The sequence below is a fragment of the Nostoc sp. NOS(2021) genome, from assembly GCF_017115025.1.
GTDB lineage: Bacteria > Cyanobacteriota > Cyanobacteriia > Cyanobacteriales > Nostocaceae > Nostoc.
Genome location: NZ_JABXKM010000044.1, coordinates 14395 through 30627, shown reverse-complemented (window position 1 = coordinate 30627; position 16233 = coordinate 14395). Strand labels below are relative to the sequence as shown.

Genomic DNA, 16233 nt, shown 5'->3' with positions numbered 1-16233 from the left:
TCGCTCCGAATTCAAAATTCAAAATGACGCTCGCAGACTCGCTAACGCTGCGCTATCGCTTTTAGCGTCTCCCCTTCTCTACGAGACGCCAAGGGCGATGGGAGAAGACCGCGCTGGCTCCCCTTAAAAAGGGGGGATCTAAAAAGCACTCTTTTTAAGGGGGTTAGGGGTCTCTTATGCGTAAGTCCTAAAATATACAAAAGGGCATCTACAAGAGATGCCCGTCATGCAGGAAAACCCCGAAGGGTTGTCCCTACACCTTCCCAACAATCAGCAACAGTAACTAATTATGTATTAGTCACACTCACCGTCACAGACGTGAATATGGTAATCTTATTAACTTAAAACTCTAAATGCCCCCAGTGTATACACTGAAAACTCACTAATGGCTATTCTCGACGCTTAACTCACTAATTTGACGTGAATTTGACGGCTGATAATAGTGTCCGCCTAATTAGCCCAATCAAAAGACCTCTAAGAGATTTTACTACGCAAAACGTCCCTCTGCGAATCTGAGAGGTTCGTTGAACTCACGTTAATTTGGATGAGATGCAAGCCTGTCTTGTTGGTTATAACGATGTACTACTCCACAAATGGCAGCCAAAATTAACCATGAGAGCGCATTCAAACGCAACTCGAATACAGTTACGTCTACTGTATTGAATAGAACCCACGCCACAAAAGCCAGAAGATAACTGAAAAATATCAATCTGTCTTGTGTATTTATATATTTTGACTTTCGTAGTAATTGCACACCTGTAATCAAAATCCAAGCGAGTAAGCCACAAAATAAAAAACTACTGGGAAAACCAGTTTCAGCAGATAACATCAAAAACAAGTTATGGGGATGACCCAAGGGAATCTGCATCTGGGCTTTGTAGAGTCCACTAAAACTGCGTAACCCCCAGCCAGTCCAAGGATGTTCCTGAGCTAAAGACCAAGCAAACTCCCACTGAGTTTTTCGCATTAAAGCAACTGGTCTATCTGGATACATATCGTCATTTAACCTTGCCCAAAAGAAGGCAGGAACGTACTGACGAAAAAATTGAGCGATTGGCGAGGGCGCAAAAGCTGCCAAAAGCACGCTAGAGACGATCGCAGCGACACCGCCCACAAGAATGCGCCAACCTTGGTAGAGTGCATAAGCTAAACAGGCAAAAATTGCGATCGCCCACCCATTCCGTGAGTCGGTGAAAATCAAGGTAATGAAATTCGCAATCACCGCCACCGTTAAGAAGAGAAAGGGGACTGGGGACTGAGAACTGGGGACTGAATTCTTCCCAATACCCAATCCTTGATACCCAATCCCCAATCGCCATTGTTCGAGCCACAACCCTAGACCAAGGATGAAAACTATCGCTAGATAAGCAGCGAAGGTATTAGCGTGCATGAAGAGTGAAGCGATGCGACCTGGTGGATTTCCTCCTGGTCTAATCGTCCAAGCAAAGACAATCCACAAAATCTCGAACTTCAAACTCCAGCCCAAAAATAACTGTCCCAAGCCGATAATCACCACTGGCATGGAAGCGATCACCAAAATCCAAGCCATTTGCCGCAATTGGGCAAATGTTTGAATCAGAGTGCTATGAGCAGCGAAAACTAAAAAGAATGGTAATAAATTAAATAAGCCGACGAAAGCTGTTGTTTTGTCTTGGGCAAACCCAGCAGTCACGATCAGCAACACACTCAAAAGGGCAAATCCCCAGTTGAGGGGGCGGCGACTAATTTTGCGGTATTGTTTCAGGAAAGTTATTAATGAGACAAAACCTATAGTCACAGCCCCCAATAAAGGACTCACTGGGAAGATTAACAGTCCCCATAGAGAGTAGTTCCAAGAAGATTGCCAACAAGACTTGAAATAGTCAAAAACCTTGTTCAAGCTGGCTCCCAACATTCCTCACGAGTGAGGCGAATTTGAGCTAAGGCGAAGATGGTAGGGATGATCCGACCATAGTTAGTGGCGATCGCTCTCCACCCCAAGTCCGCAAAAAACCAAGCCCACATCATCGGCCCAATCACGGCAAACATCGTGCGGGCTGCCCCATAACGAGCTGCACTCACAGTCATACCCCGTCGAGCCATTTGCATCGCTACATAGCTTTGAAATTGCGTTGTAGCTGCTTCTGAGCCTGTAATCGCGGCTTGTTTGGCTACTTCATAGGTAGCAAAGTGGATGGCAAATTGACGGGCAATTTGCTTAAGTACAAGTGGCTGGAGCATGGAAGTAACAGCGATCGCACTACCGCCTTTGAAAAGTAACCCCAAGGGGTCACGTTGCAATAAAAGTGGTAGCGGTTGTTTTAGTTCTGATTTCAGCAGCTGACGCTGCACCCGTATAGTCAATTTTTGCTTTTCCTGTTCAGGCAATTTTTTCCACACCTGTCCTAGCAGATGCAAAAATACTTCTGCTTCTAAATCAATAGTTGCCAGCTGATTACAATAGGGAATTTTTAGATACTTACATACTTGAACTAACGCTTGTCGGTAAGTTACCTGGCCTGTGCGTCCTCGCAATACCGTCATCCCATCTGCCGCCAAAAAGCGAAAGCGACCCTCTAGTGCGTCTAACCAAGCTTTGCGGTCTTGGCTTTGCACTTCGATAGGTTCAGGTGTGTGTAAATAGTCTAGGGGATTGAACTTACGACTAAATAGAATTGCGGTTAAGTCTTGCAATTCTTCTTCGGTCGCTAACTCTAGCGCCGCCCTCATCTCATCCAATTTCCCTTCCTCCCTTCCGTGCAGCTTTCTGTACCTTATTCTACTATTAGCTTTCAGCAGTCATTAGTAGTAATTTTGTCCTTTGATGATAACTAATGACTAAGGACTATTGACTCATGACTGATATTGCAGTTATTAGTGCCGGAATAGCTGGTTTAGTCTGTGCCCAGCAGTTAAGTCAAGCTGGATATTCGGTGCTAGTGGTGGAAAAGTCCTGTGGTTTGGGAGGAAGACGGGCTACACGCCGCTTGCATGAAAGATTAAGTATCCTGCTCTTGGGGTGTAAACTTTGACCGAATTTTAGATTTTAAATTTTGGATTTTGGTGAAGCATGTCTCGGTTGAGTCGAATGCATAAGGATAGGTGCGATCGCACTTCTTGTTTACTTAATATTTTGCAAGTTTCTCTCTATAATATTTCATATTTTTCTCTTGATATAACCCAAAATTTACTTAGAGAAAATTCTAATTTTTATAACTGTATACTTAAATATTTTACTCTAACTTTATCGGAAATTTTTACGGCTTTTACTACTGAAAAATAAATTATTATCCTCATAATCTGTATCTAAAGGATTACAAAGAATGTATTCCGATAGAAGAGGTAAATCATGGTTAAAGGGGATCATATCTACATTCGGAAGAACGGCAATACTTATACTCATCATGGAATCTGTAATTCCTGCCATTCTCTATCTTGCTCGTAATGTCATAACATTAACTCAGCCTGTGCTGCCAATATCCATCGTCGTTCTTCTAATGACAACTTCATAAACTCACGACGGCTGATGTTCTTAGCTTGTAAAACTGTTTCCGAAGCTTGTGGCTGTGGGATGTCTCTCTGAGGAGTAGAATTTGAGATTTCCATACTTTCTCAGTAATTTTTATCATAATTCCTAATTTATATTCATTTTACCGCACAGCTATAATATGGGTGTTCATTATAAAAATAAAATATTCACTAGAGTTTAGACTAGATCGGTAATTTTAAATTCTAGTAATTAAAAAACTCCAGAAATGTTTGTGGCAAATCTGGAGTCAGGAAAGATACGCATTTACCTATATCAAATTTTCACCGTGAGAAAATCCTACGTCATCAGGGTATATACTCAAATGCGGATAAAGGTGTCTAAGGAGAATGTCACAAAGAAAATTGGAAGTAACGCAAAATAGCCCCAGTTCATCTAGGGCTATTTTGTGAGAGTTGTTTGGTAAAAGGGGTACATCAATAAGTGATGCCCCGTGTTAGATATAGATAATTCAGTATGCATCCCTATTCAGCCGTGTTCTGGCACATCGGGCTGATTTGGAAAATTTCGTAGGCGCAGCCCGTCGTAGACATCGCTTTTTCCAAAAAGAAACTCCAGATGCGCTTAAGGCATCTGGAGTAGTAACAGGTTTCTAACATCAATCAATTCTTACCTATGCGATCGCCAGATGTCCTTGGGGTATATACTCAAATGTATTTTATGTCTGATCATCTGCCAATTGAACAGCAGGTTACTTTCTTTTATGGTTTCGCTTCTTCTTTTCCACATGACGTGAAAAGTCAGGCTAGCCTAAGCAAATACTGTCAGTAATACTGGCTCCATAAGTTTGCTAAAATACACGATATTTTACTTATGGTTCTCAGTCTAACAGTCTCTAAACAGGTAATGGAGAACAAATGGCAGAATAAATTATAAAACAATTTAAGGGACGAATCCTACAGGTGAAATCGTCCCTCCCAACTTAGAAAACTGAGATATTTCCTATCTGCTGACTCTAGAAGGCTGAACCCACTCATTCCAAGAGCGATCGTACCCCTTGTAAGTAATTTTATAAAGATTATTACTAACTTCTAAAACCCGCCCTTCATACCATTTCCCCTTCCACAGAATTCTAACTGCATCTCCAGGTTCAAATGATGCTCGAAAGCGTGTAGTGCCAACCCATTCATTTTTTTAAATTTCCTGATCTAAATCTAATTTCATAAAGTCCTAGCAAACCCGCTGCTAATAGTAAAGGTAAGTAATAGTAGACTCCCCGATAAACTAGCATTGACCCCAAAATTGCCGCAGCCGAAACTTTTGAAGAGAGAATCAGCAAAATTATAGTTTCAAATACTCCCAAACCACCGGGGACATTACTAACAACACCTGCAAACATCGCTAGTAAGTAGATTCCCAAAAAGTCTAGATAGGACAAAGATATATTGGTGGGAAGGACAGCATAAAGAACTGCCGCAGCAAGAATCCAGTCAAAACTAGAAATTGCTATTTGAACCAGAGATATTTTAAAAGTAGGAAATCGAAACTCTTGTCCACGAATTATTAATGGTTGTTTAATAAAAATACTTCCTAGCAAATAAACAGCGACCAATAGCAGAAAAATCACGCCGATGGGACGCACGGTGGTAAAAGGTAAATGTAGTTGAGTGGGAATTTTGAGGGGGTTGATGAGGAACAAGAAACCTGCAACGGCAAACATCCCCAACCAAAAAGTAAAATTGGCGAAAGCAATTACTTGAGCGATCGCTACTGCTGATACTCCCCAACTAGAGTAAAATCGATAACGGATAGCACTGCCAGTTAGCAAGGCAAAACCTATGGTATTACTAAATGCAGAGCTAATAAAGTTAGTGAAAGCAATCTTGTTCCAACTTAGGGAACGATTAATGTAGCTAAAACCTAAGATATCGTACCCGATCATCACTAGATAACCCAAGGCTGTCAGCCAAACTGCCCAGCTTAAGCGACTTTTGGGAATAGCAGCTAGAGAGTTGAGGATATCACGATAATTATACTCACGCAATTCGTTAGCGATCGCCCACAGGGAAAGTAGCAGCAGCAACAAGCCGAACAGTGTGCTAAATTTGAGTCGCAACTTTTTAAACATCGTAAATAAACTTATCCTAACTCTTGACTTTCAATTTACAACTAGTCGTAAAGTTTCCATCCTGTTGACACAGCATTGACATATCATTTGCATAAGCTTTTGAAGGCAAACACCAGTTACCAGAGTTGTTTTTCTAGTGACAACTGATAAATCATAAATGAACTACAAACAATCTAAAATTCTCTTGCTAGTTTCAGTATTAACTCTAGTTGGCTGTAATTTATCCCAAAGTGTAACAGCAAAACTACCACAACAGCAGGATTTACAAACAACGCCTTCCCCTCTTGTAACCCAGCCCAATACTAGCGATTTAGCTACTCCTCTAACTTACAAGATTGAAACCTACAATAGTCGAGTAATGGGTGCAAGTCGTACCTACGGCGTTTCTTTACCACCGGGCTATAAACAAAACCTAAAACAAAGTTATCCTGTAATCTTTCTCCTCCACGGTGGACATGGTTCTCCCAGTGATTGGTTTATTCAGAACAAGGGACAAGCTCTCAAGACTGTGGAACAACTTTATACTACAGGTAAGTTGCCACCCAGCATCATCATCACACCAGATGGCAACGACAAACGTGGCTCTAGTCCCTACTGGGACCCCCAATATATCGATGGCCCTAACGGTAAAGTCTCCACAGCCGTGGGGGATGAGTTAGTAAAAGTTGTGCAAAGCCGTTATCGTACACTAACTAATCCAGATTTTTGGGCGATAGGTGGTTTATCTTCTGGTGGTTGGGGAGCAATGAATGTGGGATTACACAACCTGGATCATTTCTCGATTTTATTTAGTCATAGTGGTTATTTTCAGGATAAAAGCGGCCCAATAAATAGCCCAATAACTTATATCCAAAAAATTTCCACACCAGCTAAAAAAAGGTTGCGGATATATCTAGATTCGGGTACATCAGATATTGCAGAAATCGGCGAAGCCAAAGGATTTAGTAAAGTCCTAAACAATCTCAAAATTTCTAATTCGTTTCGTCAGTTTCCTGGCAGTCACACTTGGCAATACTGGCGTGAACACTTAGCGGATTCTTTGACATTTGTGGGAAAACAATTTAGAGCTTCTGAGATAGCTCATAGAGATGAGAATTTAGGTTTTAATCGGGGTAAAAATACTCGTAATTATTAGAACTTTCAGGGGAAATAATGCGATTTTGCCAAAACGTTGGTGCAATTTTTCAGCATATTCACTATAGTAAGTTTTAATGGAGGTGATTTTTTCAACGCTAAAATAATATGAAGATTTCTAAATTTTTAATTAGCTTGGTAGGAGCGATCGCACTCCTCACGAGCGTCGGTTACTATTATGTATTCATCTTGGGTGCGCCACAACTAGACCCGCCCCAAGAAGAGGCAGATACTGGGCTAAAGTTTCAATTAGCAACCTTCAACTCCCAAGCGATGGGTGCAGTCCGTAACTACGGTGTGATTTTGCCCCCTAGTTATAACAAAAATCAGCAAAAGCGCTACCCTGTGATATTCTTATTGCACGGTGGTCATGATGATGCTCGTGCTTACGCTGACAAATACGCACTCTTAGACGTACTGCATGAACTTTATCAAAGTGGAAAATTACCACCATCGATTGTGATTACACCTGATGGTAATGATAATCGCGGTTCCAGTCCTTTGTATGATCCTGATTATTTTGATGGGCCGAATGGCAAAGTGGGGACTTTGATTGGTTTAGAATTAGTAAAAGTTGTCAAATCGCGCTACCGCACTTTGGAAGAACCCCAGTTTTGGGCGCTGGGAGGTCTGTCTTCTGGGGGATGGGGGGCTTTTAATATCGGGTTACGCCATCTTAACAACTTCCACATTCTGTTTAGCCATAGCGGTTATTTTACCGATAATAGTGGTTCACAAAATAGTCCCCAACAAATCGTGCAACAGCTACCAGTTGAAGATAGAAAGCAATTGCGTGTTTACCTAGATGCAGGTCTGAACGATACTAATTTGCTAGCTTCTACCAAAGTCTTCAACGAAACCTTAAATAAATTAGGCATTGCTCACGTATTTTATGCATTTCCTGGAGGTCATGGTTTGTCTGGTGCAGATATAGGCTGGAACTACTTTCACAAACATCTCAAAGATTCGCTTTCCTATGTAGGTGAACAGTTTAAAAAAGTTAAGAGTTAGAAGTTAGGAATTAAGAGTTAAAATTGGAAAACTCAGGTTCTACCGATTTCCTTGTGCTAGGGCATTAAAATTAAGGTGTTATGGAGAAAATTCAAAACATGAAAACTTAATCCGTATAATTAACACAGCCTAGAAAACTGGTTTGTTTATTATTTTAATCCCTAAAGAGAGTGCTAGAGCCAAAACTCCTAACTCCTAACTCCTAACTCCTAACTCCTAACTCCTAACTCCTAATTAATACTTTTAGACTAATGACCAATAATTTAAAAACTCAGATTGGGCTTTGGAGTGCGGCTTTCCTTACAGGTTTAGTCGGAGTAGTAAATTTGTTGTCAGCAGTGACACCTAACCTGTATGGGCGAAATCACTGGTTGAAGGAATTGTATGGGCAAAATCACTGGTTGAAGGAATTTTTACCATTTGAAATCCGGGCTAGTGGTCATATATTTGCAGCGTTGACTGGGTTTATTTTACTAGCACTTGCTACTAACTTATTACGCAGAAAAAGAATCGCTTGGTTACTGACCATTACTTTACTAGTGATTTCCATTTTCAGCCACTTGCTGAAGGGACTGGACTATGAAGAAAGTCTACTCTCTGGAGTTTTACTGGTGCAATTAATTTTGATGCGCCATTTTTTCACAGCGCAATCAGACCGTCCTTCCATTGCACGGGGAGTTCGAGCGCTGATAGGCGCTTTATTATTTACTCTGGCATACGGAACTATTGGATTTTACTTGTTAGACGGCAAGTTTTCCGAGAATTTTAATTGGCGTGAAGCGATAGTTCAGACTTTAGCGATGTTCTTCACCGAGGATAATTGGGGACTGCAACCAAAGAGCCAATTTGGAGATTTTTTTGCTAATTCTATCTATATTATTGCCGCAGCTACTATTACATATGCAATGGTAATGCTGTTGCAACCTGTGTTTTGGCGGAATCTAGCAACTACACATGAGCGGCAAAAAGCTAAAGAAATTGTTGAGCAATATGGATGTTCTTCTTTAGCAGCGTTCACACTCTTAAATGATAAAAGTTATTATTTCAGTCCTTCGGGTAATAGTGTAATTGCTTATGTTCCTAAAGGACGGGGCGCGATCGCCTTAGGAGATCCCATCGGCCCCATTCAAGACCGCAAAGAGACAATTGTTGCTTTCCAGCAGTTTTGCCAGCGCAACGACTGGTATCCTGGCTTTTACCAAACTATGCCCGATGATGTTGAGCTTTACAAGTCATTGGGGTTTAAGGTACTCAAGATTGGAGAAGAAGCGATCGTTGACCTGAAAAGTTTTACGTTACAAGGTAAAGCCGGGAAAAACTTTAGACCATCAATTAGTCGTTTAACTAAGCTAGGATACCAAATCGACTTTTATCAACCACCCATCGCCGATGCTTTATTACACCGACTCAAACCTGTGAGTGATGAATGGCTAAAAATGGTACAAGGTTCAGAAAAACAATTTTCTTTGGGTTGGTTTGAGGAAGCTTACCTGCGAGACTGCGAGATTGCTGTGGTGCATAATCCTGAAGGTGAGATCAGCGCCTTTGCCAACATTCTTAGCGAGTACCAACTCAACGAAGCCACTATTGACATGATGCGACACCGCCCGTCGATTGAAAATGGCACAATGGACTTTCTATTTATTTCCCTACTCCAGCATTTTAAAGAGGGTGGGTACGACAGCTTTAATTTCGGTCTTTCTGCCCTTGCGGGAGTTGGAGAGAACCCAGAATCGCGCCGCTTGGAGAAAATATTGCACTATCTTTATGGGCATTTGAATCGCTTCTATAATTTCAAGGGACTGCACGCCTACAGAGAGAAGTTCCGCCCCCGTTGGGAACCACGCTATTTGGTTTACCCCAGTTTAACCGCCTTACCCGATGTAGTTGTGGCATTGATTCGCGCAGATTCAGGCGATCGCCTCTTCGATTATTTCAAACCTGGAGCCTAAATTTGGGGAAAAATAATGCGCTGACTCAAAAAATTCGCAATGATTTTGACTGACGCTTAGGAACAGTAAATAGACCACACAGTAGGGGCACAGCAATGCTCATACGTGTCAACTTAACGTAAAAGCCAGTCTATAACCAGCTTTTAGAGATTGTCTCGTTCCCAGTCTCTGACTGGTAATGCCTACTAGGGGGGCTGCCGCCTCTCTGAATCGCGGCAGCAGCCCAATGAGCTGCATTTCCAGCCAGAGGCTGGAAACGAGGTTTTAAAAGGGTTTTGGCTTAAGTTGACACCAATGAGCAATGTTCCCTACGACAGATGTGGTTCAAATACATGAAAACTGCTGTAAGCGATCCCTACGGCGGGCTACGCCTACACAACTTGGCATTCTTGTGATACAATTGTACTATAAATAGAATATCCGGTGAGTATGCAACGCTAAGTTTGGCAAGCGATGCCCAAAGTTTGTAATAACTGAATGCCTATAGTAGCTAGTTCGTGAATGCAATCATGATCGCACAATATTTGTGTGGCGTATGTAAATCTTAGCATATATTTGGCATCAAATTCTTGTGTGTTTGCGCTTCAATTTTGCACGGTTATAACAGCTTATTCTGGAAGAATAATCGACTTCAGGGACTTCCAAATAAAAAAATATCCCAAAACTGATGCAAAAATCCTCTCTATTTCTCTTCTCTCTGTGTTCTCTGCGTCTCTGCGGTTCGTTTCTTTGGATAATTTATTTCTTGGAAGTCCCTCAGTAACCGTGGCGTGAAAAGATTCTTGACCTTTATAAGGTGGCAATATGACAAATAATCAAATTTCTCTTGTAGAACTAATCCAAATTTTTGCACAATATCGCAACAATATTATTGTCAACATCAAACACCTGCAAGAACATTATCAAAGAACAGGTATCAAGCGCGTTAAAGGTGTTAGAAACGAAAACGGGGAACTGCTTCAACCTTGGTTGAGAACAGAATATATGGATAATGCTGAGTATGTTGGTATGGGCGAGTTTCAGTTTAATCGCAATACTGCTACTATCAATATGCTTATCAAACGTAAAGTCAAACTTGCCAAATTTGAAGACCAAACCCCCACTCTTGAAGTAGCAGGTTTACTGGTAAATGACCTCAATAGCTTTAATAACTATACGATTGTAAGTAACGGCAAAATCAACGTAAAGTCCTTACAAGTCAAAATCAGCAGGAAAAAAGCCTTTGACTTACTAAAAGAAAAGGGCGTACTGGATGTAGAAGAATTTGACTTCAATGCTGAATATACCATCCACTTAGATAACTTGCCGCTTGTAGCTGCTAATAGTTTTTATAGCAGTATTGATGGACTATTCAATGAACTAGCAGAAATTAAAGTACTGACTAGTATTATTTGCGCTCACTTGAAAAAGGAGTCAGATGTATTTATAGAGGCGCAGTTAGATGAATTTAAAAAGCACTATCTGTCTAAGAATATTTACATCAACTTCCCTACAACTAACGAATACACAGACATCCGTGAAGCTTTAGTTAATGGTACTCTTGACTCCAGATCGAGCTATAAAATCGATATCGGCAGTCAAGATATTCTGAACCTGAGTAAGTTACATTCTGCTAACAAGTTTCTAGATAGAATGTATCGTTTTTATGACAAAGAAACTGGAGAAATTATCATTAAGCCGAGTTTTGCGATCGCATTTAATGAGAATCTCGCTGTTAGGCACAGGTTACTGTCATCACGCACCAAGATTACGAAAGTTGACGAGTTGATGAAACCGATTTTTGATGATTTTCTTGGGCTTGAGCAAAATGGCATTGTTGGAGGTATTCTTAAGAAAGTTGGTGCTGATAGCTTGGTGCGGTTATTGCAGGATAAACAAACTGGTAAGCAGATCAGCAAAGAGGAAATGGTTGCAGCTTTAACGACGGCAAATAAGAAGCTAGAACAATATGCAGAAAATATCTACCAAGATAAGATATCTCCCTTAGTATTTTATATTGGTTGTACTGGACTATTGCCAGATCAAATGGAAGCAGAAGCCATGACTGCTGAAGAAGCTGCTGCTAAATACCCCGATTTGCAATTTTCTAAAGATGAGCAAGAAGGTACTTTTTTTGCAATCGGTGATAGTATGATCAGCATCTATACCAAAACTGAATATTACAGCAAACTTATTTCTGTCGGTGTAGACAATTAGATTGTATATACAAATCTTATTTGATTTGTGAGAATGCAACCAGTAGAACCCCCAATACGGTTCGGTTAAGCCCAAAAAATAAAAATATGTAGGTTGGCTTGAGGAACGAAACCCAACATTTTCAGGGATTTGTTGGGTAACACTAAAGTTTAACCCAACCTACAAATCTTGTTAACCGAGCAGTATTGGGCTATGCCTACGCACTATTAAATCGCTGATTTATAGCCCTAATTTTTAGCACCTAAGAAAAATCTCACTGCTTTGAAAATTAATTTGCCTTAAGATTAGTAGTTCTCTATTCTCTGGTAGCGTCCACCTTGATTTCTGCCACTAATTGTTTGTAGCTCGATAATCTCTTTACCACCTCGAATAACAACACCGAACTGGCTATAAGGTGTAGAGGTTCCATCCTCAAAAGTTTGAGTACCCTTAAGTTCAAAACTGCAATCCGTCGCAACTTTGTAAGTGGCAGTAATTGTGTAGGCTTTGATGATTCCATCAATACTGCTAAAGCCTTTGCCTTGATGGTTGCCATTGCCATCAAACTTAGCTGTTCTGACTGCCGTGTAATCTACAGTTCCGTTTTTAGTTTTTCGAGAACCTGTATCTTGCAATCCATAGGCACCTTGTATAGTTGCGTTATTACAACTATTGCTCACCTTGTCAGCCATAGCCGGACGAACACAAAGAGTACTTAGAAGGGAACCTACTACTGATGCAGTAATTACTGCTTTAAGCGCAAGATTTTGACAAATCATGATAAATATCCTGTGTGATCAAAGGTTAGCAAAGAACTGATGGGTTAGAATTTAAACACAAAAAAATTAGTCAAATACAAGATTTTTTGACCTAATTAAGATGTGTTTATCCTCTGGATAAAAAGGGGGTTTATTTCCTTTAGCCAGAGCGAGAAAAGAGCCTTAATCAGCCTTAAGTTTCAGCACTTGGCAGCTAGCTAAATTGAAAAAATCCACCTGGAAGCGGTTTTTAAAATTAGCAAAGCTACCGATTAAATATCGAAGTTAAAACTTTGATATTTAATTGCAATTTTGCTCAAAATTGACTTTGTATATAATACACATAAATAAAAAATCCCTTTAATAAAGTTTTGATGAAGAATGCCAGGAGAGCAAAAACTCTTAGGCTCATTTTGGCTAAAAGACTAACAACTAGACTGTTGTCTAATTGGAGTGAGATCAATAAGCCTGTCATTTGCTATCATTTAACTTGTTATTTGCCTTTAGTTAGTCATGAAACGTGTCTGAGTTAATAAAAAATCAGTTGTATATCACTAAGCATAAGTTAATTTTATTACCTTAAATAGCAATAAATTTACTAATAATCTTTAAGAAAATTACGCATAAATCAACTTCAATGAGACAATCTGACCTAATCTTCTCAACCTAAAGGAAGACATGAGCGATCGCACAAAGGCTCTCCAGGCTCTCGCGGCTGAACGTTGGCGGGTATCCCTGATTCTCACTGGAGCCATGATGTTTATTTACTTTGGCTTTATCCTATTAATCGCGTTCAATAAGCCCCTGCTGGGGTCATTAGTATTTCCTGGCCTCAGCCTGGGAATTTTACTAGGGGCGCTGGTAATTGTCTCAGCATGGGTATTAATTTTTATCTACGTGCGTTGGGCAAATAGTAGTTACGACGACCAAATCGCAAGGCTGACACGCAAGTAAATTAGCTATTAGCAATTTCTAGTCCCAAATTCCCAAATACTAAACCAAAAAAGCATGAATAGTATGTGGTTTGATCTGCCACTAGCGGCGGATATTACCAGTCTTGGTCACTTTAACCCGTTAGCGATCGCTTTCTTCTTTCTGTTTGTTGCCAGTTCCCTTGGCATTACTTTTTGGGCGGCAAAACTCACCAAAAATACGGCCCAATTCTATACAGCTGGCGGTAAGATTAGCGGTTTCCAAAATGGGCTGGCCTTGGCGGGAGACTTCATGAGTGCAGCTAGCTTTTTAGGTATCACTGGGCTGGTGGCACTCAACGGCTTTGATGGCTTAATTTATTCTATCGGCTTCCTGGTAGGCTGGCCGATTGTCATGTTCCTAATTGCCGAACCACTACGCAACTTAGGTAAATACACCTTTGCCGATGTAGTGGCTTATCGTTTGCAGCAAAAACCTGTACGTATCGCATCCGCGATTGGAACGCTAGTAGTGATTAGCTTTTACTTAATCGCCCAGATGGTAGGCGCTGGGGAGCTAATCAAACTATTGTTTGGCTTTGATTATGAATTAGCTGTGGTCATCGTCGGTTGCGTAATGATGGCTTATGTAATTTTTGGCGGGATGATTGCCACCACTTGGGTACAAATTATCAAAGCAGTTTTGTTACTCGGCGGAACTATCTTACTAGCTATCTTGGTACTGGCACGATTTGGCTTTAACCCGATCGCTCTTTTTGCAGCTGCATCTGAAAAGTATACAGGTGTATTAGCTCCGGGCAAACTGGTTTCTGATCCCTTGGATGCGATCTCTTTGGGGATGTCCTTGATGTTCGGCACTGCTGGACTACCCCACATCCTGATGCGTTTCTACACAGTACCCGATGCCAAAGCTGCGCGGCTCTCTGTTACTTACGCCACAGCGATTATTGGCGTTTTTTATCTCCTTACCTTCATTCTAGGCTTTGGAGCGATGGTGCTAGTAGGTCAAGATGCCATCAAGCAAATTGGTACTGGTGGTAATATGGCTGCGCCGATGTTAGCAGAATTTCTCGGTGGTGATGCTTTCTTAGGCTTTATTTCGGCTGTTTCCTTTGCAACTATTTTGGCGGTAGTGGCGGGGTTGACCCTCTCAGGTGCGGCTGCATTGTCCCACGATTTATGGGTGAATGTGGTGCGTTCAGGTCATGCCGACGAGTCTGAACAGCTGAAAGTGGCTCGCGGTGCGACAATGCTTTTGGGGTTAGTGGCGATATTCTTGGGCATCTTGTTTAAAGGGCAAAACGTCGCTTATATGGTAGGTTTAGCATTTGCGATCGCAGCTAGTGCAAACTTCCCAGCGTTGCTCTTATCAATGCTTTGGCGACGCTTCACCACCAACGGGGCGGTTGCAAGTATGTTAGTAGGTACTGTCTCCTCTTTAGTGCTGATTTATTTGTCACCTACTATTCAGGTAACAATTCTCAAGCACGCTTCTGCACCCTTTCCGCTAAAAAATCCGGGCTTAATCAGTATCCCACTGGCGTTTATTGTGGCGATCGTCGTTTCACTATTGAGTACTGAACAGCAGGCACTAGAAAAATTTGCGGAAGTTGAGGATCGCATTCACATGGGTTCTGGGATGTGATTTTGTCAACGCGCAAACAAGTATAAATTTAAGCCTCAGCGAATGGAATTCGCGGCTACACAAACAAAGTCCGCCTGCGCGGACTAAGGAAAAATTGAGGTTTTTAACCCACGGAGGTGGGTAAAGCCTCGTGTAGACGCGGTTTCTAACCGCCCTTTTCATGTCAACGTCCAAGTTCTTTGATGTTATTCATCACTTGTTGGTATAAGTCGTTGTTACCTTGACTTTGAAAAATGCTTGCTGCTTGTTCCAAGTCCTTAAGCGCCCCCTGTTTGTCTCCATTGGTGGCGCGGGCATTTCCCCGGTTATTATAGGCAGGGGCAAAGTTAGGATTGAGGCGAATGGCTTCATTGTAATCTGCGATCGCCCCCTGTGGATCTCCATTGGCAGCACGGGCATTTCCCCGATTATTATAGGCGATCGCATATTTGGGGTTGAGGAGAATCGCTTGGTCAAGATCATCTATTGCCCCTTTTTTGTCTCCATTAGTGGCGCGGGCATTTCCCCGGTTATTGTAGGCTTCGGCATAGTTGGGATTAAGGCGAATCGCTTCAGTATAATCTTTGACTGCTTCTCTGTTGTTTCCCAATGAGGCGCGGGCATTCCCCAAGTTATTATAGGCTTCAGCGTCGTTAGGATTGATGCGAAGTGCTTGATTGTAATCTGCGATCGCTTTGTCCTTGTCTCCCAAATCAAAGTAGGCTAATCCCCGACCGTTGTAGGCAGCGCCATATTGAGAATTTTGAGCAATTGCCTTACTATAGGAAGCGATCGCGGCTTGCAAGTCGCCGTTTAAATGCTGATCCTTTCCCTGAATATAGAATTTCCCACCAATAGAAGTTGTAGCTGAACGACGGCTAGCGGGACTAACTCCGATTTCTGTCACCAATACATTGTCATTCTTACTACAAGAAACACTGCTAATTGCAGTCAATATAGTAAAAATAGCTATGGTAAATACTTTATTTACCCTTGTTCGCTTTTGCCCAAATAAACGCCGTCTCATAAGTTAATATAAACTGCCATAACGCC

At 41.4% G+C, this 16233-nt stretch carries 12 protein-coding genes and 1 pseudogene; 7 read left to right on the top strand and 6 right to left on the bottom strand.

Annotation, left to right across the window (positions count from 1 at the left end):
- Positions 1–535 precede the first annotated feature (535 nt).
- Together HWQ41_RS05175 and HWQ41_RS05170 are read right to left on the bottom strand one after the other, a co-directional pair.
- Complete coding sequence (locus tag HWQ41_RS05175) at positions 536–1894, bottom strand: O-antigen ligase family protein (RefSeq protein ID WP_292760430.1); 1359 nt, start codon at positions 1892–1894, stop codon at positions 536–538.
- Positions 1876–2718, bottom strand: a complete 843-nt coding sequence (locus tag HWQ41_RS05170) for a hypothetical protein (protein WP_292760428.1) — start codon at positions 2716–2718, stop codon at positions 1876–1878. Before HWQ41_RS05170 ends, HWQ41_RS05175 begins: the two co-directional genes overlap by 19 nt.
- 116 nt (positions 2719–2834) lie before the next feature.
- Between HWQ41_RS05170 and HWQ41_RS05165 the strand changes: the two are divergent.
- Positions 2835–2972: pseudogene (locus HWQ41_RS05165) on the top strand (FAD-dependent oxidoreductase); the annotation flags it as partial.
- Positions 2973–3426: 454 nt separating this feature from the next.
- Here the strand turns inward: HWQ41_RS05165 and HWQ41_RS05160 are convergent.
- Together HWQ41_RS05160 and HWQ41_RS05155 are read right to left on the bottom strand one after the other, a co-directional pair.
- The gene (locus HWQ41_RS05160; protein ID WP_292760426.1) at positions 3427–3585 is read right to left on the bottom strand and encodes a hypothetical protein; all 159 of its coding nucleotides are present in this window, start codon (positions 3583–3585) and stop codon (positions 3427–3429) included.
- 1067 nt (positions 3586–4652) lie between these two features.
- On the bottom strand, positions 4653–5594 hold the full coding sequence (locus HWQ41_RS05155; RefSeq protein WP_292760425.1) for a lysylphosphatidylglycerol synthase domain-containing protein: 942 nt from the start codon (positions 5592–5594) through the stop codon (positions 4653–4655).
- A 157-nt stretch (positions 5595–5751) separates the two neighbouring features.
- Here HWQ41_RS05155 and HWQ41_RS05150 point away from each other — a divergent pair, with 157 nt between their 5' ends.
- From HWQ41_RS05150 to HWQ41_RS05135, 4 genes are all read left to right on the top strand, one after another.
- Complete coding sequence (locus HWQ41_RS05150; protein ID WP_292760424.1) at positions 5752–6729, top strand: alpha/beta hydrolase-fold protein; 978 nt, start codon at positions 5752–5754, stop codon at positions 6727–6729.
- 107 nt (positions 6730–6836) lie between these two features.
- Complete coding sequence (locus HWQ41_RS05145; protein ID WP_292760422.1) at positions 6837–7739, top strand: alpha/beta hydrolase-fold protein; 903 nt, start codon at positions 6837–6839, stop codon at positions 7737–7739.
- Positions 7740–7990: 251 nt separating this feature from the next.
- Positions 7991–9691, top strand: coding sequence for a phosphatidylglycerol lysyltransferase domain-containing protein (locus HWQ41_RS05140; protein WP_292760420.1), 1701 nt, complete (start codon positions 7991–7993; stop codon positions 9689–9691).
- Between the two features lie 804 nt (positions 9692–10495).
- A complete protein-coding gene (locus HWQ41_RS05135; RefSeq protein WP_292760418.1) occupies positions 10496–11887 on the top strand; it encodes a hypothetical protein in 1392 nt (463 codons plus the stop codon).
- Positions 11888–12171: 284 nt separating this feature from the next.
- Here HWQ41_RS05135 and HWQ41_RS05130 read toward each other — a convergent pair whose 3' ends face one another.
- Positions 12172–12645 (bottom strand): hypothetical protein, encoded by a 474-nt coding sequence (locus HWQ41_RS05130; RefSeq protein ID WP_292760416.1) that lies wholly within the window; start codon positions 12643–12645, stop codon positions 12172–12174.
- A 657-nt stretch (positions 12646–13302) separates the two neighbouring features.
- On the opposite strand from HWQ41_RS05130, the gene HWQ41_RS05125 reads away from it, so the two are divergent.
- Together HWQ41_RS05125 and HWQ41_RS05120 are read left to right on the top strand one after the other, a co-directional pair.
- Entirely contained in the window at positions 13303–13578 is a 276-nt protein-coding gene (locus HWQ41_RS05125) for a DUF485 domain-containing protein (protein ID WP_292760415.1), read from the top strand.
- Between the two features lie 63 nt (positions 13579–13641).
- Complete coding sequence (locus tag HWQ41_RS05120) at positions 13642–15201, top strand: sodium/solute symporter (protein ID WP_366931633.1); 1560 nt, start codon at positions 13642–13644, stop codon at positions 15199–15201.
- A 163-nt stretch (positions 15202–15364) separates the two neighbouring features.
- Here HWQ41_RS05120 and HWQ41_RS05115 read toward each other — a convergent pair whose 3' ends face one another.
- A complete protein-coding gene (locus HWQ41_RS05115) occupies positions 15365–16207 on the bottom strand; it encodes a tetratricopeptide repeat protein (protein ID WP_292760412.1) in 843 nt (280 codons plus the stop codon).
- Positions 16208–16233: the final 26 nt, after the last annotated feature.

Coding starts and splice junctions, on each gene's coding strand:
- HWQ41_RS05175 (WP_292760430.1), bottom strand. CDS start 1,894: ATGTTGGGAGCCAGCTTGAACAAGGTTTTTGACTATTTCAAGTCTTGT.
- HWQ41_RS05160 (WP_292760426.1), bottom strand. CDS start 3,585: ATGGAAATCTCAAATTCTACTCCTCAGAGAGACATCCCACAGCCACAA.
- HWQ41_RS05155 (WP_292760425.1), bottom strand. CDS start 5,594: ATGTTTAAAAAGTTGCGACTCAAATTTAGCACACTGTTCGGCTTGTTG.
- HWQ41_RS05150 (WP_292760424.1), top strand. CDS start 5,752: ATGAACTACAAACAATCTAAAATTCTCTTGCTAGTTTCAGTATTAACT.
- HWQ41_RS05145 (WP_292760422.1), top strand. CDS start 6,837: ATGAAGATTTCTAAATTTTTAATTAGCTTGGTAGGAGCGATCGCACTC.
- HWQ41_RS05140 (WP_292760420.1), top strand. CDS start 7,991: ATGACCAATAATTTAAAAACTCAGATTGGGCTTTGGAGTGCGGCTTTC.
- HWQ41_RS05135 (WP_292760418.1), top strand. CDS start 10,496: ATGACAAATAATCAAATTTCTCTTGTAGAACTAATCCAAATTTTTGCA.
- HWQ41_RS05130 (WP_292760416.1), bottom strand. CDS start 12,645: ATGATTTGTCAAAATCTTGCGCTTAAAGCAGTAATTACTGCATCAGTA.
- HWQ41_RS05125 (WP_292760415.1), top strand. CDS start 13,303: ATGAGCGATCGCACAAAGGCTCTCCAGGCTCTCGCGGCTGAACGTTGG.
- HWQ41_RS05120 (WP_366931633.1), top strand. CDS start 13,642: ATGTGGTTTGATCTGCCACTAGCGGCGGATATTACCAGTCTTGGTCAC.
- HWQ41_RS05115 (WP_292760412.1), bottom strand. CDS start 16,207: ATGAGACGGCGTTTATTTGGGCAAAAGCGAACAAGGGTAAATAAAGTA.